This window comes from Geomicrobium halophilum, assembly GCF_014207655.1.
Classification (GTDB): domain Bacteria; phylum Bacillota; class Bacilli; order Bacillales; family Marinococcaceae; genus Geomicrobium; species Geomicrobium halophilum.
The window spans coordinates 20,947-44,703 of the sequence record NZ_JACHHJ010000004.1 but is presented as its reverse complement, the minus strand read 5'-3'; the positions used below and the strand labels follow the sequence as shown (position 1 = coordinate 44,703).

Below are 23,757 nucleotides of genomic sequence, written 5' to 3'. Positions count from 1 at the left end.
TAAAAATATAAAAAAAAAGAGGATCGCTTAAGAAAGCGCCTCTTTTTTCCGGTTATTTTGCTTCTTGAGACGGCGTAGCTGCCGATCTTCGATACGCTTTTCAATATCATCAAGCAAATCGGCGTCCTTCTCAAGGTCTTGTTTATTTTGATCAACTAACTCTGAAAATGATGTTCGAAATGGTCTGCGCATATCTTTCTCTCTCTCCCTTTCGTTTATAGTGAAGAAAATGACATTCCCACACCGCTAAAACGATTTACCCCAGGCATTTTTTCTCTCTATTTATTTTAAGGAAATGTCATTTCCTTGTATATTTATTCTACCGTATTTAGACGATTTTAAACAATAACAAAATGATGATAAAATGTTACAATTTAAAGAAGAATTCTCGGAATAACGGGGTTGTTGGTTAGATAAGGCGAGATGCTATAAAAGCTCTACTGATGTGGTAAACTATACTTAGAAGATGTAGATGGAGGGATAACCTTGATAAGGAAAGAAAGAAAATGGGGCATATTGATAACGATTGGGAGTGTTTCAGCGGTCATGGGATATTTGGTATTCAACCGAAATGCCCGGAAGAAAGTGATCCTTCGTGTGCAAGAAGGAAAGCAATTTGTGACAGATGCGAGCACTTTTGTCAAAGAGAATCAGGAAGAGATTAGTGATTTAATTAAAGGAACAACAGAAAAGGTCAATGGACTTGTCCAAGTCGCCGGAAAAGATGTTGAGGAAATCGCAAAACATTCGTCGCACCTGAAGGGAACGGCCACGGATATGATTGATACAGCAAAAGTCGCTGCCAAAGATTTGCAGCAGTATCGTCTTGATCAACAGGAGTCACCGGAACCATCGGCTTCTCTTCCACAAGAACATGAGAATTCGAATAAAAGACAGGTTTAAGCTTTTTTTACTTCGGAAATATAAAGAGTACAAGACGATGAGGAGGACAAATGACATGGTACTCACAGAAGATCTTAATCAATTAAAAAATAAACAGGATGATACTGGCATTTTAACGATTTACTTAAATACCGATGTAAGCGATCAAAGCCAAACCCGAGGGGAATGGAAGATCCGTCTAAAAAATGGCATAAAGCGTCTTGAGGAATATGCCGAGAAAAGTGATGAAAAAGACGAAGTAAAGGTATTAAAAAAGCTTCTTGATCAAGCACATCAACACATTTTTGATCAGCAAATGAACATGCAAAAAAGTTTCGTTCTGATTGCTTCTGCTGATGGGGAGATCTGGACGGCTAAAATTCTTCAAGTTCCTGTTGAATCCTCCTTTCACTGGGAGTCAAAACCGGCAACCAACCAGCTGGAAGAATTGCAAAATGAGTATCCGGCAACGGGGATTATTGTCATACAGCAACGTGATGTTACACTCTTGGATACTGCACTCGGGGAAGTGCGTGACGAGAAAAAATACAGCTGGGATTTAGAAAAGGAAGACTGGGTGGATTACGATGATCAGTCTTCACCACCATCCGCTGCGGACACAAGCATCGATGATTTTAATCGCCGCTTTGAAGAGAACAAGCACCGCTGGTATAAAAGCCTTGCTCCCGTGTTAATCAAAGAGCTCAAGAGCCGAAATTTAAATGGTGCTTATCTTGTAGGCAGCAATGAGTCGGTAACGGAACTTGGCCAACATTTGGATACTTCCCATATAAAAGGGAAGATCACGAAAAACCTAGGATCGAAACCAGCTACTGAAATTCTTAATCAAGTATATGATGAAGCAATAAGATAATCGGTGACGAAGAGAACCTTCAAGTGTGTTATGCATTTGAAGGTTCTCATTTTTGGGGAGGGCTAGGATGGAGGCTATCCATTTTCAATATGTTAAGACGAACGGTGTACGGTTACATACTGTGACGGCGGGACCTGAAGATGGGAAGCTTGTTATATTGTTACATGGTTTTCCGGATTTCTGGTTTGGATGGAGAAAACAGATTTTAGTATTAGCAGCTGCCGGCTACAAAGTGGTTGTACCGGATCAACGCGGCTATCATTTGAGTGAAAAACCTACTGGGGTTCGGCCCTACCGTCTTAATCAACTGAAAGATGATGTGATCGGCCTCATACAACATTTCAAACGAGACGGTGCTACGGTCATTGGCCATGATTGGGGCGGGGCTGTCGGCTGGCATCTCGCAAGCACTTGTCCTCACGTGGTCAAGCACTTAATAGTGATTAATATCCCTCATCCTGCCGTTATGCCAAAGGGGTTGGCAGCTAATCCCATCCAATGGCTGAGGAGTGCTTATATGTTCTTTTTTCAACTTCCGCAGTTTCCTGAGCAAACGTTGGGGAACAAAAATTTCACCAGATTGGCACAGGCTTTACAAAGGACAAGCCGCCATGGAACCTTTTCCACCGACGAATTAGTCAAATATAAAATCGCCTGGAAACAACCAGGTGCATTGACGAGCATGTTGAATTGGTATCGGGCTATTCCCCGTAGTATGACGGACATTGGTAAAGTACATTCCGTGGATGTTCCTACAAAAATCATTTGGGGAGTTGGGGATGTTTTCCTTTCTAAAAGGCTGGCGAAGAAAAGTTTGCAATTAACGAAGATGGGATCCGGGGTTTGGATTGGGGAAGCTACGCACTGGGTACATCAAGAGCAGCCATCCCTAGTGAATGAACAAATTTTGAAGTTTATACAATCATAGGGTGTTTCCGCAAACAATATTGATGCTAAAAAGGGCAGAAGCTCCAAAGGACCTACATCGGGCCAGGAAGCTTCGCTCTTTGCCCTTGTTTAATCAAAGTTAGCGTTCTACCTTTTCGAACGGTGTATATCCATAAGGATCGCGTTCAACTGGGCGCCGAGCAAAATCATGAAAGCAGTGAGGAAGAACCAAATCATCAAACCAATCATCGTGCCGAGTCCACCGTAGATGAGCGAGTAATCGCTCCATTGATTATAATAAGAAAAACCTAGGGAAGCCGCTTGCCAGCCAATGGTTGCGAATAATGCGCCCGGCCATGTATCCCGCCAACTTATACGATGACTGGGGACGATGATATAAAGGATGAGTAGAACAACACCGACGACGAGAAAGCTAATGCTCCAGCGGATGAACGACCAGAAAGGTGCCATGTGCTCTTCAATACCAAGGATGCCAAACACAAATTGCCCAACGGGTTCTCCGAAGACCGGGAACATTAATGAAACAATTACTGCGCCTAGTAAAGAAAAGACGAGGACGGTCCCGACACCGATCATACGCGGCAAAGAAGGCTCGGGCATTTGGTAGGCTCGATTTACAGAGCGAATCACAGCAAACGAACCCATGAACGTAAGCCAAAGGGTGGCAATTGTACTGAGTGATAATGTATCTGTCCTTCTTACATCGAACACTTCGCTTACATTTGTGCCAATAAATGAAAGCAAATTTTCTGGAACATAGGGGCTGATGAGCTCAAGGACATCTTCTGTTCCAACGGGAAAATAATTAATAATGCTAAGCAGTAAAATCAGCAAAGGAAAGAGTGCTAGTAGAAAATAATAAGCCATTTGTGCAGCGATATCGAAAAGCCTGTATTCCCACGTGGTTCGTATCATTTTTTTTACAATCTGCGTGAACATTTCCATTCATCCTCTCGCACGCGTTGTTCATTTAGTATGGCATTTTATGGAGGTCGTAGCAATGTGCGCCCCCTGATTTTTAGGAATATATGTTCGAAAATTGAGATCTTTTATGCTATAATTAAGGAATACAATTGAAATCGTCGGGGTGATCACATACAACGTTCGGAAATGAAGCGGTTTCTTAGAGTGACAGATAAAGAGCTCAACCCTTTACTGAATAAGGTGCACGGGGAAGAATTGGTAGAACCTAAATGGAGGACGTATGTTTATATAGGGTTCCTTGAGCTGAAAGAAAGGGTGAACCTTCAAGGCCTCCTGACCATTTTCGGTGTACCATCGGGCGGTCTATTGGGGATTTTTTTCTTATTGGATTGGGAACAAATGGAGCTCTTGCACTTCGTAACAGCTCTCGTTTTTATAGCTATTGTATTTGCTATGGGTAGTCTTTATATAAAGGCACTTGCGGAGGATGTCATGAGTAATCCGGATACAAAACATTTTAATGTAGCTGTCTATAAGCGTAAAAGGCCACTTGAGTATGAGGCACTAAGTAACCTTGCGCTGGAAAGAGATTACGCTCATACGATGAGCCAAGAGATTACAGCTGTTATTGAAAAGAATGCTAATATCGATGAGATCACGCAAATTGCTCATGAATATGAAATGTTGTTGGAGGAAGCGATTAAAGATGCGGAGGAGTATAAAAATGATATACAGTATATTTTCCAAATACTCGCGCAGTTTAAAACTCATTTAAACCTGATGGCGAGGGATCGTTTTAATTTATCGGTGATTGATTATGGCGTACAATATAGCCTGTATAAACAAATCGAGGATCAATTGATCTTAGTTGATTATGCAGGAGGCGAGATCGAAGTACTCGATGAGGAGATTTCCGTTTTAAATAATGAGCATCCGTATGTACAAGCATTAAGACTGGGCGGCGGGAAAGAAAGTCAATTTAATAAAGAGGATGGAACCATTCGATGGACAATGAAAATGTACGATGATAGGAATTGGGTATTCACGATTTATATTAGAGAAACGGATGATCCAGAAGTTAAAGACTTGTTGGAGGGTTCTGAAAGTAGTATCATGAGATTAACAGTTATTCAGGACATGCTTTATTTTTGCTGCCTTATTGTCAATAAATTAAATGAGTTAAGACAGGACAAGCATAGGGAGGGAGCGAATGATGAAAGTGAATGAAAAGCCTTTATTTGAATCGTATCGAAAATTATCCAATAAGCGTTCGCAGAAATTAAAAACAAAACAGTGGGAACTTTCGAAAAGGAAAAAGCTTATTATAGAAAATCAGCGGAATAAGGGCTAATTAAAAAGCTGACACTAATTGCCAGCTTTTTTTTGATGTTTTTTAACATTGTTGAGCTTTTTCTTTAAGTCAGCTTGCTGCTTTTTCAATTTTTGCTGTTTTTTTTCGACAACTTTTGGTGTTTTAAAATCGTTAGCCATGTCGTATTCTCCCTTGCTTGTTGTACGATATAAGGATGTTCAAAAACTCCGGAACGTTCCGGGCCGAACGTTTAAGTCATCCACATCCTTCATGTGGAGGCTCGGCGACTTGCTTTTGTTCTCCTTTTTGAGCACGCACTATAACGTATTCCTAGTTTCGACAATACGTTATATTTTTAAACAAGGATACAAGGGAGGATGGACTTGCATAAAGGGCAGAAGTTATAAAAATGAATGAAAGCCATTTTTTTCAATGTGTGTTAGAATGGCTAGTACAACAGAACAACGTTCTCAAGGGCGGTCGTTCGCTTTCCTTCGTCCGGTTCATACGGACAGAAGGGAGGTGAGGCTATGACGGTGTTTGAAGCTTTGCTGTTATGTGCAACGGTTTCTACGCTCGTCTATTTCATTGGTCGAGATAAAGACAGTGGAACTAAATAAAACCGCCCTTGAGATGTCCAAAACCAAAGGGCGGCTTCTTGTAATTTAGCGAACAAGCCCTTGAAGGACTCGTTCTGTTGTTAGACCGTGGATGTTGGTAGCATTCACGGTCGTTTTAGTTTACGTCTGACTTATGGACATTATACTATGCTTGAACTGAAAAAGCAAAATGAGATCTTTTTTTACCAAATAGATGAAAACCAATATTTAGCAGCTCTTAACGTTTAAGAATAGGTTCTCTGGTTATCATCGCTAAATAAAAGACGGAGGATCAAAGTTACCAATAGGAATCTTGTACATTCTGTCCATGGCGTATTTCAAAAAAGATGAATAAAAAGACGATGCATATGACTTTTATTAATTGTCGGGAAACGTTATTAAAATCTGTGCCTCCGGGATCTAAAGGAAAACTGCCGTCATTCCTAGCCGAAATCAGGGAGTTCATTTTCAGTGTCCCTGAGCGTGTAGAATGGACATCCGTCATATAGGAGTCGTTCTTGCACGTGTTTATGGGTAAATTGGGACCGATCCAGGCTTTTGTTCACCTCTTCCCAGAACAAAGGACAGGCGATGAGCGCATCATCATTTCCTCTAAGGGAGTACGGGGCAATGATCGTTTTGCCAAAGGCGTGCTGAGGTATATCAATATAAAGTTTACGGCCGCGATTTTTCTTTAAGCGTTCACGTGTAAATAAATCAGGTCGTCTCTGCAGGCAATATGCTCCAATTGCTTCGGTAAATGGATGGGTATCTTCGTACGTATAGCGATTTTTTATCAGCGGCAGGTATACTTGCAGCCCCTTATTCCCCGAAAATTTCACAAAACTAGTTAACTGCAATTGCTCGAAAATCTCTTTTATAAATGCAGCCCCTTCAATGGCTAATAAGAAAGCCTTAGCATCAGGGGGATCAAGGTCGATAACAATTTCTTCAACATAAGCACTCGTGGACAGTGAGAAGGGAATGTGCCATTCAATCGCAAGTTGATTAGCCAGCCACAACAATGTATCGACGTGGTTACAAACGATGTAGTCCGTATCTTCAAAAGATAATGTATCTACAAATGAAGGGGCATAGTCTGGACATTGTTTTTGAAAAAAAGCTTCCGCGAACGTTCCGTGTGGATAACGAACGACCGTTAGTAAGCGAGCACGAAGGTGAGGCAATACATAAGGAGCGACGGTGCGCACGTATTCAAGGAAATCTCTCTTATATATCTCGGGCTTTACCCATAGCGGCTTTTCAGGATGCGTAAATGAAACATGCTCCGGCCATTTTAGTGCTGTATTTAGCCAGTTTTCCCATGTACATTGGCGGGCAGGGGTGTTTAGTTTAAAAGACTGGAACCGGGGTTCACGAAAATCATCAGCGTAGGTGGTGTATGCTACCGTAACGACGATCGACGGCTCGATGTCATACATGTTACGCGTTTGATCCCATCTCCCATTATTTTTCACGATCGTTACGAGCGTTTCTTTTTCCGCTTTACTGAAGCCATGAGCACATTGACCGACGGTGACGGCTTGACCGGAACGGAAGACACCGACTTCAAAATATCCATTGCTGGGTTGATACGAAAGAATGAAACAGGTGAGAATATGGGGGGTTTTTACTTTCACCCAGGCCTCCGACCGTTCATTTGCATATGGATGACGGCTGGTTTTGGCCACGATGCCTTCACTTCTGTATAGGTGGGCGAGAGCTTTAATATCTTTAGCATTTTCTGTAGCAGGGACATATTGGACTCGACGTTGATCATGCGGGACTGGGGTCTTAGGCAAAGCATAGTGTTTGAATAACCGTCTCAGTTCTTTTTTTCGATCAATATAAGACCAGCTCCTCGTTGATTGTCCTTGGCATTCAAGCAAGTCAAAGGCAAGAAAATATGCTGGTCGTTTTTGACTTTCAACGAGAATTTTGTCATTGGAGCGTAAACGATGGCGTCGCTTTAATGCGTGAAAATCAGCGAGGCCAGGGTTGGTAAACAGAATGATTTCCCCGTCTAACTGTAACGTTTCACTTTCGGTAAAATGATCCCGGCATGATTCAATAATCTCTGGAAATTGCTTACTAAGATCTTTTTGATTACGACTGAGTAACGTACAGCTAGACCCCTCCCAAATCAGCTGGGCGCGATATCCATCATATTTTAACTCATAATTCCATTCATTTCCTGAAGGGATGTCTTGACCGGCTACAGCTAACATCAATGACATGGGTAATACCTCCATGTTGAACATTTGTGGGTATATTATGATCCATTGGTGAATTTTTCAAACGTATGAATCTCTTCAACACTTCCAAACTAATGAGTAAAATAGGAGGTATTCATTTGCATACGATATGGAAAGGGAGCATACAGTTTGGACTTGTTACGATCCCGATCAAGTTACACGCAGCCACTGAAGATAAGGCGGTCTCATTTCGCAATCTCCATAAAAAATGTCATACACCGATTAAATACGAAAAAGTATGTCCCGTATGCGAGGAAACGGTAGACAACGAGGAAATCGTCAAGGGACATGAAATGAACGACGGCCGCTACGTTGTGGTTGATAATGAAGAATTGAAATCGTTAAAGCAATCGAACGAAGATAAAGCGGTGGAAATTTTGGATTTTATTCATATTGATGAAATTGATCCGATTTATTTTAACCGTAGTTATTATTTAGGTCCCGGTGACGGTGGTACGAAGGCGTATGCACTACTTCGGAAAGCGTTGGCAGATACACGTAAGGTAGGGATTGCAAAAATCATGATCCGCTCCAAAGAACAGCTTGCGGTCTTAAGGATTCGTGATGAAACCTTGTTAATGGAGACGTTGCATTACCCGGATGAAATACGTGCTACAGAGGATGTGCCGAATGTACCGTCAGAAGAAAATGTTGCGAAAAAGGAATTAGATACCGCTGTCTTGTTAATCGATCAGTTGACGGCAAACTTTCAACCGGAGAAGTATGAAGATGAATACCGGAAGAATTTAATGGATCTTATTGAATCGAAACAAAGCGGTGAAAATGTCGTAACTCCGAAAAAAGAAAAACAACCCGACAATGTCACCAACCTCATGGACGCATTGCAGGCATCGGTGGACAGTACGAAAAAGAAGTCAGGCTCAAAAAAATCGGCAACATCAAAGAAAAAAACTACGTCGAAGAAAACCTCTTAATGATGAGGCAAGGCCTGGATGTATACCGAAGCCAAAGTACGAAGCCAGTCCGTCAACGATATAATATTTTTTCCTTCCTGATTTGTCATGCGTGCGAAAATGCTCAACGTTCGGTAAAATAGATCATGACTGGAGGGAATGTAGAAATGGACTTTCGCATCGAAAACGAAGAAGCATTTAACATTGAATCACCTTACGGAAAGCTTGTCATTTCTGGAAATGAAGAACATGGATTCCGCCCCTATCAATTGCTCGTTTCTTCCATTGCTGGTTGCAGCGGGAGTGTTCTGCGTAAAATTATGAGAAAGCGGCGTATCGAAATTAATGATATCCGCATTCATGCAGATGTAACTCGAAACGATGCCGAGCCCCATGAAGTTGAAGAAGTTCACTTGCATTTCAACATCGATGCCGTGGGGGTTAAAGATGAACAAATGGCGAAAATGATGACACTAACGAAAAAAAATTGCTCGATCGTTCAATCCGTTGAACCAGCAATAAAAATTACCGAGACGTTTACATTAGAATAAACTCGATATACAGTGCTTCAGACGAGGCACTGTTTTTTATATGTTCGGCAACACACAACCTGGTTGGGAATAAACCAGGGAGGAATGCCCTGAACCGGGTCGGAACTTCCCAACCTGAAGCCAGAGCGCCCGAACTCAGGGCGAGAAGTTCCAAACCCGGAGCCAGAACGCCTAAACTCAGGGCGAGAACTTCCCGGTGGGGGTTCCATCCCAAACATCGATCTTTCTTTTGCTGCTCGTCAACCCTATATGGATAAAAGCGCCCTTCCCTGAAAATAATAAGCAAAAATAACAGGGGAGGGGCTTAAGGATGGAATGCCATTTTATATGTAGACGGTCCAACCTACCACTGAAGTACGCGGCTGATGAGAAATGGGTTTGAAACTTGATAGGAACCAAACCAGGGACTGCTAAATCTTGAAAACAACATCTCTCTTTTGGCAAATCGTTTCAGTACTTTTGAACAGATAAAAAACCTTCGCAGAGGCGAAGGTTGAACGTCTACAGCTTGCTTTTTCGTTTTTGAAAATCAACGTCTTTATAATAGGCGTCCTTGACGAGTGCGTTCGGCCCTAAACACTGTACAGATGAACAGTGGCACTGAAGGGACTGAGCGAGTTCTGTCTGCTGCCATATGGCGAATGATTCTGGTAAAGAAGTGCTCTGGATATTTCCAAGTGAAGGTTCGTCTCCAAAATCAGTGACAGATACTTCTCCATTAAAGATATTCACATTTAACCGGCTCCGCCCATCGGGATCGTTTCTGACTGTAACATGATCGGTATTATATAACCTTTTTAAAAGGTGTAGATCGTCTTCATCATCATTGCAAGCGTAAAAAGGTAACGTCCCAAACAGCATCCATGTATTTGGATGACGGTGATCAAGCAAACGATGGATTCCGCTTCTGATTTCGGGGAGAGTGGCGATATTTAGGGTGCTGGCAAAATCGCTTGGATACATCGGATGAACCTCATGCCTTTGGCAGCCCATGTTAACGATCTGGTCATGAATCGCTTCCAGGTGGGGGAGTGTACGTTTATTAAGCATCGTCTCCGCAGAGACCATAATTCCCCGCTTCGACAGTTCTCGCGCATTTTCAATCATGCGCTCAAAAAATACAGCTCTTTTCTCCATAGATGGAGGATGTGGCATATGGGCAAAACCAATTGAAGCGAAGTCATCAAAGCTTCCGTAATTATGGGAGATATGTAGGACATCCAGATAAGGAAGTATATCTCCGTACTGTTTTAACGGTAAGGTAAGGTTTGAATTGATTTGAGTACGTGCCCCACGTTCATAGGCATAGCGAAGTAAAGGTACAACATATTCATCCACCGATTTTTTATTGAGCATCGGCTCCCCGCCTGTAATGCTTAAAGCACGAAGGTGCTTAATTTCATCTAACCGTTCCTTTAATAACGAAAATGGCAAGGCGTCTGGGTCTTTTCGATTAAGCATATATCCAACAGCGCAATGTTCACAACGCATATTACAAAGTGTCGTCGTTGTAAATTCAACATTCGTTAACATGGATTTTCCAAAGCTTTGATAGTCGAAATAAGCTTCCCAAGGATCATTGGCTGGTGTAATAGGGTCTTTTGTATCTACGCTCATAAAAAACTCCTTTTTAGAGGATGTTCAAAATGTATATCGTGATCTAGCCTAACAGACATACCCATAAACTCTAGCATACCGAAAAGGAGCAGTGAAGAAAAGGGTTATTTAAGGAGGTTTGTGTAAAAATGAACGCAAAAGGGGTCGCTTTCAAACTCTTATTAGCTATGATTATACTGTTCACTTTAGGAAGTGATGCAGCATATAGTGAAGAAATTTATGATTGGAATTTCAAACCAGCCAAAAACAACCAACCGGCTACCACTGAACCGCATTATATTGAATTGCTTGATCGTTATGATGGCTATTATATTGGCGACACGGAAGAGAAGAACCTTTATTTAACATTTGATAGCGGTTATGAAAATGGGTGCACAGAGGTTATATTAGACGTTTTACAAGAAAAAAACGTACCAGCAGCATTTTTTGTGACGGGGCATTATTTGGAAAAGCAGGAGGATTTAATCAAAAGGATGACATCTGAAGGCCATATTGTGGGGAATCATTCATGGAGTCACCCGAGTCTTCCTGAATTAAGTAATGAGAAGATTGTTCAGGAGTTATCAAAGGTTAATCATTTATATAACGACATGACAGGGAAGGAGATGAAGTATTTACGTCCTCCCCAAGGTACATTTAATGAAAGGACCTTGTCGATTGCAAAAGATGAAGGATATCAACATATTTTTTGGTCCTTTGCTTATGTTGATTGGAATACAGGTACGCAGAAAGGAAAAGATTATGCCTATGATCGCATCATGGGCCGTGTTCACCCCGGCGCTGTGTTATTACTTCATTCGGTTTCCCAAGATAATGCAGAAGCACTTGGGGATGTGATTGATGACCTTGAAGCCGAAGGGTATCAATTTCAGTCATTGGATCATTTAACAGGAACCGAACCTTTTTTTCCGCTTCATTAATAGCATATACACGCTAATGATGGAGCTTCAAGTACCAGCTATATTTTTCTTGCTCAATTACAGGGACGGACGTTTGTGGGACATCCCTCTTGTTCTTCATACCAAGCTGCATGCATCGTCGACGAGTGTATTCGAGGTGGAGGATAGAATTTTTCAATTGGTATAGACATATCGATAACGCTTTGTATGATTTCCTAGGAAGTTTAAATAATCGCCTTCATGTCTTTATGGATTCAATGCTAAAATAAAGGTTAGGTAAGAAGTTATTTACATGAGGTGACTGACATGTTCAATAGCGAGCGCTTACATTTCCGGGAAATGGTGCCAAATGACCGGTCATCTTTACAGACATTGTTCTCTGATCCTGTAGTGATGCGCTTTTCTGAGGGAACGAAAACAAAACAAGAAACCGAAAAATGGATCAACCAGTCCATGAATGATTATAGAAGCTTCGGAGTTGGGTATTGGATTATAGAAAAACGTGAAACAGGACAATTCGTTGGCCAATGTGGTCTCCGTCCTCAAAAGATTCAAGGTGAGGTACGAATGGGATTTGGTTATCTTTTGACAAGAACCTTTTGGGGGATGGGATATGGGAAAGAGGCTGCACAAGCTTGTCGAACGTTTTCCTTTGAACATTTAGGTCTTAGCACGCTTACTTCTTTAATTCATCCTTATAATCTTCCATCCATTAAAATAGCGAAAAGTTTAGGAATGAAAAAAGAAGGGACGATTTGTAAGCACCATCAATGGTTAGAGATGTATGTGCTTCACAATAGACATGAAACGTTCATAAATTAAGGGTTTGGTAAGCCATTTGATCATGTATACTAAAAGAGAGACGTAGAAATAAACGGGGGGCAACAACATTGGCGATAGTTTCACTAACTGCTTTAATGATCGCCGGAGTATTCACCGTGTTCACTGCTTTTCTCATGTTTGTAACTTGGCCGCAGCGTAAACAGAATCGTTACAAACATCTTAAATTCTTTGCGACCAGCTTTTCAGCGGTACTGATCACGTTGGGGGCTTTTTTAATGTTTTCGAGCCCTTCCAATATGATTATTGCTGATCATTCCTACGATGTTCCCGATTCGCTAAACACGGTTGAAGAGAAAGCAGAGTGGCATATAACTGCCGGCCTTGGTCAAGTTACCGTGGAAAATAATGATGTAGTCCAAAACATTGATTATTCCAACAACCACTTAGCAGCACACCTTACGACTGAAGACAATGTAACCACCGATCTTATTCGTTCTTCCACATTAAACCGCTCGGCACTTGTGCTGCAAAGGCTTTCTCAAATTCAAGATGTTGAAGAAATCCAGTTGATTTGGGACATATACTTTGAGCCTGAAACTGGACCTGGAGAGTTTGATACGATTTTTAATATGCGTTTTGATCAAGAAGTATTGAGTCGTGTTGAATGGAGTACGTTCAACGTTGAGAACTTAGAGGAAATTTCAGATGATTATTGGGAAGAGCCTAGGTTAACTGAAGAGGATGATTAAAGGATAAATATGCGTGCAAATCAATGCCCGCATATTTTTGAAATGTCCATGAACCACGAAAAAAGACCCTGGCTTTCGTGCCTAGGGTCTTTTTGAACCTCTAATCTAAATCTGCTGGATAAACGCCGTTTTCATCATGAACTTCGCGCCCACTTAATGGCGGGTTAAATACGCAAACCATGCGTGCGTCTTTAATGCCGCGAAGCATGTGCTCATCATGTTCATCAAGAGCATAAAGAGTGCCTGGTGTAATTCTATATTTCTTGTTGTCTTTTAGGGTTTCAACTTCAACTTCGCCTTCAATGCAGTAGACAGATTCCAAGTGGTTTTGATACCAAATATGGGTTTCAGTACCAGCGCGGATGATCGTGTCATTGACCGAGTACCCCATATTATCATCTTTCATAATAAGCCTGCGGCTTACCCAATTGCCGCCGTCTACCTCTTGATCGGATCCAATAATATCTTCAAGTTGAACTGTTTTCATGGGTACGTCCTCCGTGTAGTTAGTGTCCTGCTGTATTATTGTACTGCGTCCTTAATCCCAAGCTCAAGACGGCGTAAACCTTCATCCAGACCTTCGTCATTAATAATAAGCGGTGGGAAAAGCTTAAAGACTTCATCATTTGGGCCTGCTGTTTCCATGATCAGACCATGGCTAAAAGCATGCTCTGCTACTTTTTCAGCGAGGTCAGGAACGCCTGTGCGAATACCTTGAATAAAGCCTCGCCCCCGTAAACTTCCTTCTAAAGCCGGGTACTTGTCGATCATTTCTGTAAGGAATGAGGTGATTTTGTCTGCTTTTCTTGCAATTTCTTTTTCAAATGAAGGATCTTTCCAGTAATCTAGAGCTGCTGTTCCAGTTACAAAAGCAGGACAATTACCACGGAAAGTACCGTTATGCTCACCGGCACCCCAAATATCTAGTTCAGGACGAAAAAGGGTGAGTGCTAATGGCAAGCCGTAACCGCCAATGGATTTCGATAAGCAGACGATGTCTGGTTTGATTCCAGCTGGTTCGAAACTAAAGAATGTACCAGCCCGTCCAACTCCTGCCTGAATGTCATCCACGATAAGAAGAGCCCCAATGTCATGAGCAAGTTTTTCGATTTCTCTTAGCCATTCATTGCTTGCCGCGTTCAAGCCGCCTTCGCCCTGTACGGTCTCTAGAATAATGGCCGCAGGGGCATCTACACCGCTGCCATCTTTGTCGAGGAAGCTGCGGATGTGCTCCATCTGGGTTTCAATTGATTCATGGACAAATTTGTCATATGGCATAGTGACGGCGTTTCCTAGTGGTACACCAGCTCCTGCTCGTTTAAAACTGTTGGAAGTCACCGCAAGAGATCCGAGGGTCATGCCATGAAAACCATTAGTGAAACTAACGACATTCGTACGACCCGTTACTTTACGAGCAAGCTTTAAGGCAGCCTCTACGGCGTTTGTACCTGTTGGTCCAGGAAACATAATTTTATAAGAGAGGTCACGAGGCTCAAGAATTGTAGATTGAAATGCAGTTAGAAATTCACGTCTGGCTTTTGAAGCCATATCGAGAGAATGAGTAATGCCGTCTTCCTGAATGTACTCAATTAATTTGTCTTTCATATGGTCATCATTATGACCGTAATTCAACGCACCAGCACCTGAAAAGAAATCGATGTAAGCATGATCATCTTCATCCCATAGCTGATAGCCTTTTGCCTTATGAAAGACGGTAGGGAAGCTACGGCTGTAGCTCCTTACCTCTGATTCTAACTCTTCAAAAACACTCATTACATTTGTAGTCATTAGTAAAAACGTTCTCCCTTCATTTAGTTGCCAGCTCTAATTGTGTGTTTATGCAGTCGTAAGGGAATGTGATTATTTGTGAACCATGGGACCAATTTTGAAGGAAAGTTCCGCTTCATGGTTATCCCCCGGGAACAAATCTTCGGAGAAACATTCCGACACATGACATGCTGTTTCGTTCGTACGGGCGAGTCGCCGGAATAGTTTTTGCGAAGCGTCGTTCGACGGGGTGACTGTTGCTTCAAGATATTTTACTTCGTTGCATGTTTCGCGATCGAGCAGTTCTGAGAGCATACGAGAAGCCAGGCCTTTGCCGCGTTGTGAGGGGTCAACACCTACTTGCCATACAAACACTGTATCATCTTGTTCAGGAAGGATGAACGCAGTTACGAACCCTACGAGTTCTCCTTGTTCTTTTACAACTACACAAGTCTCAGAGAAGTACTCGCTCATCATAAGGTACTTGTATGAAGAATTTAAATCAAGTCCAAGTTTCTTAGCGAGTTCCCACATATTGCTTCCATCTTGTACAGTTGGTTTGTCAAATACCAGCGCTTCTTTCTCCATTACTGGAGTTGCACTCATCCTATCACACCTTTAAATTATTTACGTACCTATACTCCCATTACCCTTACGAAAAAGTTTGAAACTACTTTTTTATCAAAAAGGTGAGAAGTTTCAGTAACGTATTATTGGGGACGTACTCCATCACCCACGTTTTAATAATAATCATCACAAGCGGAAAATTCAAACAGCATTAAACTTGATTAAAGCTGATTTCAGTAGATAAAGTTAAGTTGGCGTGACTGGCGTTTGGCATTATAGAGAATACTGACGTATTTAGAGCATTTCTTATATTCTTGAATTTAATCTGCTTCTGAAATCGGGGTGGGATGCTGGTACAATAGGATAGATCAGCACAAAACAAGAAGTGCATACTTCTTCATTATTGATCAGGATACCTTTATACAGTGAGGAAAGGAGAAGAGGTATGCAAATTTTTTTTGAAGTCGTTCTCCCGGTTATACTCGTCTTTACACTTGGTTTTGTCATTCAGAAATGGAAACAGGTGGATATCAAACCCGTATCTACCGTTGCGATTTATGTCATGACTCCTTGCTTGGTGTTTGAAACCATTTATCACGCGACTTTAGATATGCAATATGTTTACATGCTCATTTTTGCTTTTACACTTTTGTTTAGTCTTGTTCTCATTAATAAAATCATTGCCTTTTTCTTCAGACTTTCTCCTGAAACGGAGACCGGAATCATCTTATCGACATCATTTATGAATGTAGGAAACTATGGAACGCCGATCGTTCTTTTTGCTTTTGGGGAAGAAGGTTTTGCTTACGGCGTCTCTCTTATGGTGATTCAATCAGTGATTATGAACAGCTTCGGGGTTTATTTTGCCTCCAAGGCAAGCGGCAATATGCGGCAAGCATTGAAGACGGTGTTGACCATGCCTGCAACATGGGCCTTAATCGCTGCCCTACTTGCAAAACTGATTGCTTACGAAATGCCAATGGCAGTTACCGGAGTCACTGAAATTGTAGGGGCTGCAACGATACCTACCGTTATGATTATATTGGGGATGCAATTAGCAAATATTCCGCTACAAGGATTTGAATGGGGGAAAATTAGTTATAGTGCAGTGGTTCGCTTACTTGTTTCTCCGCTGATCGCGGTAGGAATAACGAGTGTACTCCCTGTTGATCCGCTCCTTGCTCAAGTCCTAATCCTCACCGCTGCCATGCCTTCAGCGGCCAATATTGTCATTTTTGCCGTGCAGTTTAATGCGCAGCCACGCCTGGTGTCGAGTACAACATTCGTAACGACGTTACTAAGTATCCTGACGGTCACAGTTCTGCTCATGGTTCTTTAACACTGTCTACAAAGAGTCGGGTAGGTCGAGGAGCTTGACGACGAAGAAATACAAAAGCTATTTTTCCCTGACATTTTGAACAACCCCTAAAAGAATTTCGAGAGTCAAAATCACATCAAAACAAGTGATCCCGTACCACTTTTAAAGTGATACGGGATTATTTCGAGGGTTTAAGCAACCTATTATCCCCTTCTGGGACGTCTCTTTTCCTTGTTTGAATAGAATTCCTAGGCTTACTTTGCCCTTCCACCGTTTATGTTTAACCTGGGAGCGATATTTGTTCCTTTACGGTGGAACAGACTTCAGTGCAAGCAACGGGAGATATAATTCGGCGCTTCGACTGTGGATTTCAGCACAGGCGCTCTTCGTTAATGACATTTTCCTAATAAGGGTGGTCTTTCTATCTGTTCTACTGAAATCGTACTTTCTCACCAGGGTAAATCAGGTGAGGGTTTGGTAATTGGTTGATTTCCTGTAAAGTCGTCCATAAATAATTGTTCTGCCGTCCTATTTCAAAAAGGGTTTCACCGGGTTGCACGGTATGAACCTTCGATTGTTGATGATTTTCTTTCAATCCAACATCAGTGACGTCCGCTATGATTTTTGGCAAGTCTGTATTGTCAAGGAATCCAGTAAATTTATCCGCTCCTGGACCGTATGCATAGACCGGGACATCTACTGCTGTGTGATTATCGCTTGTCCAACCGATGTTGGCTCTTTCACTAATTACTTCATTGATTGCTGCCTTGACGTCTTCTGTTTCTTCGATGGTTTGGATTTCCTCTTCATTTAACGTAATTCCGGTATGTTGGCTTACTACTTCTCCGATGTTGGACCGGTCTTCATTTAGTTTGGCTGCCATGTTTTCACCGGTTGCAGTGACATTTTTTAGCATATCCGGATTAGCTGAATCTGATCCGTTTGCCCCGACTGTCATGCCGCCTGTTTCATGGTCGCTTGCAACAACAACCATCGTTTCTCCATCTTCTTCTGCAAATTCGATGGCTGCATGAACAGCTTTTTCAAACGCTTCGACATCTGTCATGGCCCATCCTGCATCATTGTCATGTCCTGCCCAATCGATCTGGCTACCTTCAACCATTAGGAAGAATCCATCTTCGTCATCTTGAAGTATATTAAGCGCTGCTTCTGTCATTTCAGCAAGGCTTGGGTCTTCTTCTTTATTGCGATGTACTTCTGGAGGAAGGGCTTCATCTGCAAAAAGTCCAAGCAGTTTTTCCCCTTCTTCTACATTAAGATCTACCTCCAGCAATTGATCGCGTGTTTCTACAACATCATAATGCTGCTCTTTTGCTTGTGCAATTAGATTCTCCTCTCCCTCTTGGTTGCCCCCTTTAGATTCTGGGAGAAAGTTATTCTTTCCACCTCCAAGTAATATATCAACTTCAGTATTAAGTAAATCTTTTGCGATATCTGATTCATTGCTGCGATCCTCCACATGGGAGGCAAATGCTGCTGGAGTAGCATGAGTGATGGTGGAAGTTGCAATAAGACCGGAGGATTTCCCTTCCTCCTGTAACACTTCTAAGATTGTAGTCAGCTCATTACCTTCTGGATCGATACCGAGCATGCCATTATTTGTTTTTTCGCCGGTTGCCATAGCAGTTCCGGCGGCTGCAGAATCCGTGATGCTAGAATCTGCAGAATTTGTCGTATACATTCCTCTTAAATGTTCGTCCCATACGGCTTCCTCCCCTTTGAATAAGCGGTAATTCGTCGCATAGGCAGCACTAAACCCATCGGGAATCATATAAATGACATTTTCTGCCTGTTGACTGTCGTCGGCCTTTTCAACCTTTTCCCCGGGAACCTTAGATGCATTCACCTCAGCAACTCCAAAACTTCCTAGAATAAATACAAGACCTACAACGAAAAAACTCATCTCCTTATACATCCATCATTCTCTCCTCTCTATTTTTGAATTCATGAAAATCATAACGTTCATAGATGAAGAGAATATTAAGAGCATTTTAATTTTTTGATAATGATTGATTTATGGACACCGAAATAGGAGACGAGTGGCTCGTACATGTTTGGAAGAGCGCTTTGGGTTCTTTTAGAGCGTCTTCAAAAAACACCTAGGATTCCGTAATACCCCACTGAGTTTAAGAATGAATCACTCGTATCACCATTCCTTTCACAGAAAAAAGGTGTTCAGGACCCAAGTGAAGCAGAGGGGCGTGGCGGTTTAAACGTTTCCTTAAAAAGAGCGTTATTTTTATTTATAGATTCCTTTACATAATCTTTACATTGTCTCCATATTGACTCAATACTCACCGATTATAGTGAAAATATACGAATAAATATTGATAGAACCAGGGGGAGTTGGCTATGAAAAAGCAATGGTTATTGATGTTTGTGGTTGTCGTTATGGTAATGGCAGTAGCAGCCTGTGGAGGAGAAGAAGAAGCAGAAACTTCAGCAGAAGAAAGCGGGGGTAACGGAGAAAACGACCCAGCGGTTGGTAATGAATCCGGTTCAGTAACAATTGCAGGTTCTAGCGCTATGCAACCGTTGGTAGGTGCAGCTGCTGAAATCTATCAGGAAGAGGAACCAGAAGCTAATATTCAAGTTCAAGCCGGAGGTTCCGGGGCAGGCTTAAGCCAGGTAGCAGCAGAGCAAGTTGATATTGGAAACTCTGATTTGTTCGCGGAAGAGGAAGATGAGATTGACGCAGGGGAACTCGTAGACCATCGTGTAGCTGTTGTCGGTATGGCACCTGTTGTTCATCCTGATGCAGGCGTAGATGATTTAACTTCTGAAGAATTGATCGATGTTTGGACGGGTGAGATTACCAACTGGTCTGAACTAGGAGGTGCAGATGAGGAAATCACACTCGTGAATCGACCCCAGTCTTCAGGAACTAGAACGACATTTGTCAATCACGCGCTTCATGGAGAAGAACCAGCTGAAGGGATAACAGAAGACTCTTCTAACACCGTAAGACAAATTGTTTCTGAAACTGAAGGCGCCATTGGATATCTAGCATTCTCTTATTTCGACGACAGTATCACTAAAGTGAGCATAGATGGTGTGGAGCCTACAGCTGAGAATGTGCAAACGGGAGAGTACCCGATATGGGCGTATCAACATTCTTATACCCATGGAGAGCCGCAAGGTTTAACAAAGGAATTCCTAGATTTTATGCTCTCGGATGAAATTCAGGAAACGTTGGTGCCTGAACAAGGATATATTAATGTCAATCAAATGGAAGTGGAACGTGATGCTGAAGGTGAAGAGACATCGGTCGAATAACCATCCTTTTAGAAAAACTTCACCCAGGAAAATATAGGTGATACCAATTATGCAAACCACCGAAAAAGCTAGTGAACGTTTAATACGAAAAAATAAAAAGTTATCATTGAAAAATCCTGAACGGAATGGCAAGGTGATCGTTTACTCCGCTGCTTTTGTTACGATTTTAGCGACACTTGCTGTAACTATTTTTCTCACACAGCAGGGGCTTCAATCCTTCTATATGAGCGGTATCAATCCTTTGGAGTTTTTAACATCGACAAACTGGAACCCATCTGGATCTAACCCTTCGTATGGTGCGCTTGCCTTTATCTTTGGATCTTTGTCAGTGACTGTATTATCGGCACTCATTGTTGCACCTTTTGGGATTGGCGCCGCTATTTTTATGACGGAAATTGCCCCCTCTTGGGGAAAGAAAATTCTTCAACCTGTCATTGAGATTTTAGTGGGAATCCCATCGGTTGTCTACGGTTACCTTGGATTGACAGTACTCGTTCCTTTTATTAGAGACCACATAGGAGGGAGCGGCTATAGTTTAATGGCGGGGGTTATAGTCGTGTCCCTCATGATTTTGCCAACAGTGACGACGCTATCGGCCGACGCCTTTAATCGCTTGCCAAATGGTCTTAGAAGTTCATCCTTGGCGTTAGGCGCAACACGTTGGCAAACCGTCCGGCGTGTTTTACTGCCTACAGCCATGCCTGGTCTTTTAACAGCGATTATTTTGGGGATGGCTCGTGCGATCGGCGAAGCACTTGCGATCCAAATGGTGATCGGCAATACTACCATTCTTCCGAGTTCGTTGCTTGATCCAGCAGCCACGATGACTACCATTATTACACTAAATATGGGACATACAACGTTTAACAGTGCGGAGAACAACGTACTTTGGACGCTTGGATTGCTTCTCCTCATCTTATCCTATGGCTTAGTTATGCTTGTACGCTTCCTGGCAGCAAGGAGGAAGTTTTAATGAATCGAAAATTCACCGATAAATTGGCAACCGCAACGTTTACGTTTTTTGCTATGATGATTGTCGTTATTCTTACTGCATTATTGGGCTATGTCCTCTATATGGGAGTACAGCAAGTTAGTTGGGATTTTCTTACGAGTAAGTCGAGTACTTTCCGTGCTGGCGGGGGTATTCAAGACCAGGTATTTAATTCTTTCTATATTCTCTTATGGACAATGGTGTTTACCGTCCCTGTTGGTCTTGCTGGCGGGATATATATGGCTGAATACGCCAGAGACAATAAGCTTACTGCAATGATTCGCATATGTATTGAGACGCTTGCCTCTATGCCCTCGATTGTGCTTGGATTGTTCGGTCTCCTTGTTTTCGTGAACGCGTTCGATATGGGTTTTTCTGTATTAGCGGGAGCTTTGACGTTGACCATTTTTAATTTACCAATCATGATTCGGACATGTGAAAACGCTATGCGATCTGTCCCTATCCAACAAAAAGAAGCAGGGATGGCACTGGGATACACGCGCTGGCGCACGATAACTACCATTCTTTTGCCTAGTGCTTTTCCCTCAATTCTAACTGGAATTATCTTATCAGCGGGCCTCGTGTTTGGGGAAGCTGCGGCTTTATTATATAGCGCGGGGATGACGAGCCCTAATCTTGATTATGGAAACTGGAATCCGTTTTCGGAGACTTCTCCATTAAATATAATGAGGCCGGCAGAAACTCTTTCCGTTCATATTTGGAAGGTAAACAGCGAGGGAATTATGCCTGACATCCGAGAGATTGCGGATGGAGGGGCAGCTGTTCTCGTCACGGCAATTCTTATCTTTAATATCGGTGCGCGAATGATTGGTACTTGGATCCATCGTAAATTTACGTCTAAATAGGGAGGGAGTAACTTGGTCACCGTCACTTTACCGGAAATAAGGAAAGCTCAACCTTTACCAGAAACGAAAGAAACGGCGCTCGATATCCAGGAATTAGATATTTATTACGGAGATTATCATGCGCTTCAAAATGTAAATCTGCCGATTAAAAAGAATGCTATTAATGCTTTAATCGGACCGTCCGGTTGTGGCAAATCCACAATCCTGCGTTCGATTAACCGAATGAATGATGATGTTCCGGGGTTTCGGGCTGAAGGCACCATTCAATACGATGATGTTAACCTTCTACATGAAGAAATTGACACGGTTGCTCTTCGAAAAGAAATTGGCATGGTCTTTCAAAATCCTAACCCTTTCCCAAAATCAATTGCCAAAAACATCATGCAGCCGTTAAAAGAACATGGATTGTATTCAAAACAAAATCTATCAAAAAAAGTAGAAGAAAACCTTAAACAGGTTGGGCTTTGGGAAGAGGTTTGGGATCGGCTTCACATGTCTGCCTATTCTCTTTCTGGCGGACAAAAGCAACGTCTGTGTATCGCGAGGACATTAAGTATCCACCCGGAGGTGATTTTACTTGATGAACCGGCGTCCGCCCTTGACCCCATCGCGATGGCGAAAATCGAAGATCTGCTTTTGACATTAAAGGAATCTTATACGGTTTTACTCGTGACCCATAATCTTCAACAGGCTGCAAGAATTGCGGATTACACTGCATTTTTTTACCAAGGGGAGCTAGTGGAGTACGCAGATACGAAGCAGTTTTTTTCCAATCCGAAAGAAAAGCGAAGCGCAGATTATATATCCGGACGTTTTGGTTAAAGGGGAAGAAGAGATGACAGATTCGATTATCAAGACTGAAAACCTTAAAGTTGCGTATGGGGAACACCAGGTCATTCATGGCATCGACCTTGAAGTCATTGAAGGTGAAGTGACCGCGCTCATAGGACCATCTGGTTGCGGGAAGTCGACGCTGTTACAAACACTTAATCTTCTTATTCGTTCAATGTCACCGAATGCAACATTGAGTGGGACCATTACATTTTCAGGTAAAAACATTCTAAAAGGCAAAATGGATGCCTTAGATTTACGAAAACAAATCGGTATGGTTTTTCAAAAGCCAAACCCTTTTCCCAAAAGTATTTTTGAAAATGTTGCTTATGGCCCAAGGGTGCACGGTTATAAGAAAAAGAAGCAGTTGCAAGAAATCGTGGAGCAAACATTGACCGATGCTTATCTGTGGGATGAAGTAAAGGATCGTCTGCATGAGTCAGCGCTCGAACTTTCCGGTGGTCAACAACAGCGTCTCTGCATTGCTCGTGCCCTTGCCACAAAACCGGATGTACTTCTAATGGATGAACCGACGTCTGCCCTTGACCCTGTATCCACACAAGGAATTGAAGACTTAATCCAAAAATTGAAGGAGCAGTATACGGTGGTTATGGTGACTCATCAAATGGAGCAAGCCGCGCGCATATCGGATACGACTGCTTTTCTATATATGGGGCAGTTAATAGAAGTGAACGATACGACTCAGTTATTTTTCAGCCCCAAAAGGCAGCAGACAGAAGATTATATAACTGGAAAATTTGGCTAGAACGTAGTGCCAGAACGTGAGGACTCCTACAGGGAGCTATTCGTGGGTTGTAGAGAAATAACAACTGGATAATCTTATGGTTGTGG

25 protein-coding genes are annotated in these 23,757 nt (G+C 42.3%); 16 read left to right on the top strand and 9 right to left on the bottom strand.

Features of this window, described 5'->3' with window-relative positions:
- Window positions 1-27 precede the first annotated feature (27 nt).
- The gene (locus HNR44_RS13000) at window positions 28-192 is read right to left on the bottom strand and encodes an FbpB family small basic protein (RefSeq protein ID WP_184404748.1); all 165 of its coding nucleotides are present in this window, start codon (window positions 190-192) and stop codon (window positions 28-30) included.
- A gap of 294 nt (window positions 193-486) precedes the next feature.
- Between HNR44_RS13000 and HNR44_RS12995 the strand changes: the two genes are divergently transcribed.
- The 3 genes from HNR44_RS12995 to HNR44_RS12985 all read left to right on the top strand — a co-directional run bounded on the left by HNR44_RS12995 (window position 487) and on the right by HNR44_RS12985 (window position 2,684).
- Window positions 487-903 (top strand): hypothetical protein, encoded by a 417-nt coding sequence (locus HNR44_RS12995; protein WP_184404747.1) that lies wholly within the window; start codon window positions 487-489, stop codon window positions 901-903.
- Between the two features lie 55 nt (window positions 904-958).
- The gene (locus HNR44_RS12990) at window positions 959-1,756 is read left to right on the top strand and encodes a VLRF1 family aeRF1-type release factor (RefSeq protein WP_184404746.1); all 798 of its coding nucleotides are present in this window, start codon (window positions 959-961) and stop codon (window positions 1,754-1,756) included.
- Window positions 1,757-1,823: 67 nt separating this feature from the next.
- Window positions 1,824-2,684 (top strand): alpha/beta fold hydrolase, encoded by an 861-nt coding sequence (locus HNR44_RS12985; RefSeq protein WP_184404745.1) that lies wholly within the window; start codon window positions 1,824-1,826, stop codon window positions 2,682-2,684.
- A 107-nt stretch (window positions 2,685-2,791) separates the two neighbouring features.
- Here HNR44_RS12985 and HNR44_RS12980 read toward each other — a convergent pair whose 3' ends face one another.
- Window positions 2,792-3,604 carry a YihY/virulence factor BrkB family protein gene (locus tag HNR44_RS12980; RefSeq protein ID WP_184404744.1) on the bottom strand — a complete coding sequence of 271 codons (813 nt, stop codon included), beginning with the start codon at window positions 3,602-3,604 and terminating at the stop codon, window positions 2,792-2,794.
- A 189-nt stretch (window positions 3,605-3,793) separates the two neighbouring features.
- On the opposite strand from HNR44_RS12980, the gene HNR44_RS12975 reads away from it, so the two are divergent.
- Window positions 3,794-4,816 (top strand): hypothetical protein, encoded by a 1,023-nt coding sequence (locus HNR44_RS12975; RefSeq protein ID WP_184404743.1) that lies wholly within the window; start codon window positions 3,794-3,796, stop codon window positions 4,814-4,816.
- A complete protein-coding gene (locus tag HNR44_RS12970) occupies window positions 4,800-4,940 on the top strand; it encodes a hypothetical protein (protein ID WP_184404742.1) in 141 nt (46 codons plus the stop codon). The genes HNR44_RS12975 and HNR44_RS12970 overlap by 17 nt, the downstream gene beginning before the upstream one ends.
- A gap of 14 nt (window positions 4,941-4,954) precedes the next feature.
- Here HNR44_RS12970 and HNR44_RS17855 read toward each other — a convergent pair whose 3' ends face one another.
- Together HNR44_RS17855 and ligD are read right to left on the bottom strand one after the other, a co-directional pair.
- A complete protein-coding gene (locus HNR44_RS17855; RefSeq protein ID WP_281381424.1) occupies window positions 4,955-5,080 on the bottom strand; it encodes a hypothetical protein in 126 nt (41 codons plus the stop codon).
- A gap of 863 nt (window positions 5,081-5,943) precedes the next feature.
- On the bottom strand, window positions 5,944-7,737 hold the full coding sequence (gene ligD / locus HNR44_RS12965; RefSeq protein WP_184404741.1) for a DNA ligase D: 1,794 nt from the start codon (window positions 7,735-7,737) through the stop codon (window positions 5,944-5,946).
- A gap of 116 nt (window positions 7,738-7,853) precedes the next feature.
- Here ligD and ku point away from each other — a divergent pair, with 116 nt between their 5' ends.
- Together ku and HNR44_RS12955 are read left to right on the top strand one after the other, a co-directional pair.
- On the top strand, window positions 7,854-8,690 hold the full coding sequence (ku, locus tag HNR44_RS12960) for a non-homologous end joining protein Ku (RefSeq protein WP_184404740.1): 837 nt from the start codon (window positions 7,854-7,856) through the stop codon (window positions 8,688-8,690).
- 146 nt (window positions 8,691-8,836) lie between these two features.
- Window positions 8,837-9,220, top strand: a complete 384-nt coding sequence (locus HNR44_RS12955) for an OsmC family protein (protein WP_184404739.1) — start codon at window positions 8,837-8,839, stop codon at window positions 9,218-9,220.
- Between the two features lie 501 nt (window positions 9,221-9,721).
- Here the strand turns inward: HNR44_RS12955 and yfkAB are convergent.
- Complete coding sequence (gene yfkAB / locus HNR44_RS12950) at window positions 9,722-10,837, bottom strand: radical SAM/CxCxxxxC motif protein YfkAB (protein ID WP_184404738.1); 1,116 nt, start codon at window positions 10,835-10,837, stop codon at window positions 9,722-9,724.
- Window positions 10,838-10,965: 128 nt separating this feature from the next.
- Between yfkAB and pdaA the strand changes: the two genes are divergently transcribed.
- From pdaA to HNR44_RS12935, 3 genes are all read left to right on the top strand, one after another.
- On the top strand, window positions 10,966-11,757 hold the full coding sequence (gene pdaA, locus HNR44_RS12945) for a delta-lactam-biosynthetic de-N-acetylase (RefSeq protein ID WP_425489458.1): 792 nt from the start codon (window positions 10,966-10,968) through the stop codon (window positions 11,755-11,757).
- A 285-nt stretch (window positions 11,758-12,042) separates the two neighbouring features.
- Window positions 12,043-12,558 carry a GNAT family N-acetyltransferase gene (locus HNR44_RS12940; protein WP_184404737.1) on the top strand — a complete coding sequence of 172 codons (516 nt, stop codon included), beginning with the start codon at window positions 12,043-12,045 and terminating at the stop codon, window positions 12,556-12,558.
- Between the two features lie 68 nt (window positions 12,559-12,626).
- Complete coding sequence (locus HNR44_RS12935) at window positions 12,627-13,268, top strand: hypothetical protein (protein WP_184404736.1); 642 nt, start codon at window positions 12,627-12,629, stop codon at window positions 13,266-13,268.
- 100 nt (window positions 13,269-13,368) lie between these two features.
- Here HNR44_RS12935 and HNR44_RS12930 read toward each other — a convergent pair whose 3' ends face one another.
- The 3 genes from HNR44_RS12930 to ectA all read right to left on the bottom strand — a co-directional run bounded on the left by HNR44_RS12930 (window position 13,369) and on the right by ectA (window position 15,641).
- Complete coding sequence (locus tag HNR44_RS12930; RefSeq protein ID WP_184404735.1) at window positions 13,369-13,755, bottom strand: ectoine synthase; 387 nt, start codon at window positions 13,753-13,755, stop codon at window positions 13,369-13,371.
- A gap of 35 nt (window positions 13,756-13,790) precedes the next feature.
- On the bottom strand, window positions 13,791-15,056 hold the full coding sequence (ectB, locus tag HNR44_RS12925; protein WP_184404734.1) for a diaminobutyrate--2-oxoglutarate transaminase: 1,266 nt from the start codon (window positions 15,054-15,056) through the stop codon (window positions 13,791-13,793).
- 72 nt (window positions 15,057-15,128) lie between these two features.
- Window positions 15,129-15,641, bottom strand: a complete 513-nt coding sequence (gene ectA, locus HNR44_RS12920; protein WP_184404733.1) for a diaminobutyrate acetyltransferase — start codon at window positions 15,639-15,641, stop codon at window positions 15,129-15,131.
- A 406-nt stretch (window positions 15,642-16,047) separates the two neighbouring features.
- Between ectA and HNR44_RS12915 the strand changes: the two genes are divergently transcribed.
- A complete protein-coding gene (locus tag HNR44_RS12915) occupies window positions 16,048-16,941 on the top strand; it encodes an AEC family transporter (RefSeq protein WP_184404732.1) in 894 nt (297 codons plus the stop codon).
- A gap of 409 nt (window positions 16,942-17,350) precedes the next feature.
- Here the strand turns inward: HNR44_RS12915 and HNR44_RS12910 are convergent, their stop codons facing one another.
- On the bottom strand, window positions 17,351-18,856 hold the full coding sequence (locus HNR44_RS12910; RefSeq protein ID WP_184404731.1) for an alkaline phosphatase: 1,506 nt from the start codon (window positions 18,854-18,856) through the stop codon (window positions 17,351-17,353).
- Window positions 18,857-19,293: 437 nt separating this feature from the next.
- Here HNR44_RS12910 and HNR44_RS12905 point away from each other — a divergent pair, with 437 nt between their 5' ends.
- The 5 genes from HNR44_RS12905 to pstB (HNR44_RS12885) are packed head-to-tail and all read left to right on the top strand — an operon-like array spanning window position 19,294 to window position 23,671.
- Window positions 19,294-20,217 (top strand): phosphate ABC transporter substrate-binding protein, encoded by a 924-nt coding sequence (locus HNR44_RS12905; RefSeq protein WP_184404730.1) that lies wholly within the window; start codon window positions 19,294-19,296, stop codon window positions 20,215-20,217.
- 49 nt (window positions 20,218-20,266) lie between these two features.
- Window positions 20,267-21,190, top strand: coding sequence for a phosphate ABC transporter permease subunit PstC (pstC, locus tag HNR44_RS12900; protein WP_184404729.1), 924 nt, complete (start codon window positions 20,267-20,269; stop codon window positions 21,188-21,190).
- Window positions 21,190-22,074 (top strand): phosphate ABC transporter permease PstA, encoded by an 885-nt coding sequence (gene pstA, locus HNR44_RS12895; RefSeq protein ID WP_184404728.1) that lies wholly within the window; start codon window positions 21,190-21,192, stop codon window positions 22,072-22,074. Before pstC ends, pstA begins: the two co-directional genes overlap by 1 nt.
- Window positions 22,075-22,086: 12 nt before the next feature.
- A complete protein-coding gene (gene pstB, locus HNR44_RS12890) occupies window positions 22,087-22,896 on the top strand; it encodes a phosphate ABC transporter ATP-binding protein PstB (protein WP_184404727.1) in 810 nt (269 codons plus the stop codon).
- 13 nt (window positions 22,897-22,909) lie between these two features.
- Window positions 22,910-23,671 (top strand): phosphate ABC transporter ATP-binding protein PstB, encoded by a 762-nt coding sequence (gene pstB, locus HNR44_RS12885; protein WP_184404726.1) that lies wholly within the window; start codon window positions 22,910-22,912, stop codon window positions 23,669-23,671.
- The last annotated feature ends 86 nt before the right edge of the window (window positions 23,672-23,757 follow it).

What these genes read in the sequence shown, in the direction of transcription:
- HNR44_RS13000 (WP_184404748.1), bottom strand. Translation starts at nt 192, where the DNA reads ATGCGCAGACCATTTCGAACATCATTTTCAGAGTTAGTTGATCAAAAT.
- HNR44_RS12990 (WP_184404746.1), top strand. Translation starts at nt 959, where the DNA reads ATGGTACTCACAGAAGATCTTAATCAATTAAAAAATAAACAGGATGAT.
- HNR44_RS12985 (WP_184404745.1), top strand. Translation starts at nt 1,824, where the DNA reads ATGGAGGCTATCCATTTTCAATATGTTAAGACGAACGGTGTACGGTTA.
- HNR44_RS12980 (WP_184404744.1), bottom strand. Translation starts at nt 3,604, where the DNA reads ATGTTCACGCAGATTGTAAAAAAAATGATACGAACCACGTGGGAATAC.
- HNR44_RS12970 (WP_184404742.1), top strand. Translation starts at nt 4,800, where the DNA reads ATGATGAAAGTGAATGAAAAGCCTTTATTTGAATCGTATCGAAAATTA.
- HNR44_RS17855 (WP_281381424.1), bottom strand. Translation starts at nt 5,080, where the DNA reads ATGGCTAACGATTTTAAAACACCAAAAGTTGTCGAAAAAAAACAGCAA.
- ligD (WP_184404741.1), bottom strand. Translation starts at nt 7,737, where the DNA reads ATGTCATTGATGTTAGCTGTAGCCGGTCAAGACATCCCTTCAGGAAAT.
- HNR44_RS12955 (WP_184404739.1), top strand. Translation starts at nt 8,837, where the DNA reads ATGGACTTTCGCATCGAAAACGAAGAAGCATTTAACATTGAATCACCT.
- yfkAB (WP_184404738.1), bottom strand. Translation starts at nt 10,837, where the DNA reads ATGAGCGTAGATACAAAAGACCCTATTACACCAGCCAATGATCCTTGG.
- pdaA (WP_425489458.1), top strand. Translation starts at nt 10,966, where the DNA reads ATGAACGCAAAAGGGGTCGCTTTCAAACTCTTATTAGCTATGATTATA.
- HNR44_RS12940 (WP_184404737.1), top strand. Translation starts at nt 12,043, where the DNA reads ATGTTCAATAGCGAGCGCTTACATTTCCGGGAAATGGTGCCAAATGAC.
- HNR44_RS12930 (WP_184404735.1), bottom strand. Translation starts at nt 13,755, where the DNA reads ATGAAAACAGTTCAACTTGAAGATATTATTGGATCCGATCAAGAGGTA.
- ectB (WP_184404734.1), bottom strand. Translation starts at nt 15,056, where the DNA reads ATGACTACAAATGTAATGAGTGTTTTTGAAGAGTTAGAATCAGAGGTA.
- ectA (WP_184404733.1), bottom strand. Translation starts at nt 15,641, where the DNA reads ATGAGTGCAACTCCAGTAATGGAGAAAGAAGCGCTGGTATTTGACAAA.
- HNR44_RS12915 (WP_184404732.1), top strand. Translation starts at nt 16,048, where the DNA reads ATGCAAATTTTTTTTGAAGTCGTTCTCCCGGTTATACTCGTCTTTACA.
- HNR44_RS12910 (WP_184404731.1), bottom strand. Translation starts at nt 18,856, where the DNA reads ATGTATAAGGAGATGAGTTTTTTCGTTGTAGGTCTTGTATTTATTCTA.
- HNR44_RS12905 (WP_184404730.1), top strand. Translation starts at nt 19,294, where the DNA reads ATGAAAAAGCAATGGTTATTGATGTTTGTGGTTGTCGTTATGGTAATG.
- pstC (WP_184404729.1), top strand. Translation starts at nt 20,267, where the DNA reads ATGCAAACCACCGAAAAAGCTAGTGAACGTTTAATACGAAAAAATAAA.
- pstA (WP_184404728.1), top strand. Translation starts at nt 21,190, where the DNA reads ATGAATCGAAAATTCACCGATAAATTGGCAACCGCAACGTTTACGTTT.
- pstB (WP_184404726.1), top strand. Translation starts at nt 22,910, where the DNA reads ATGACAGATTCGATTATCAAGACTGAAAACCTTAAAGTTGCGTATGGG.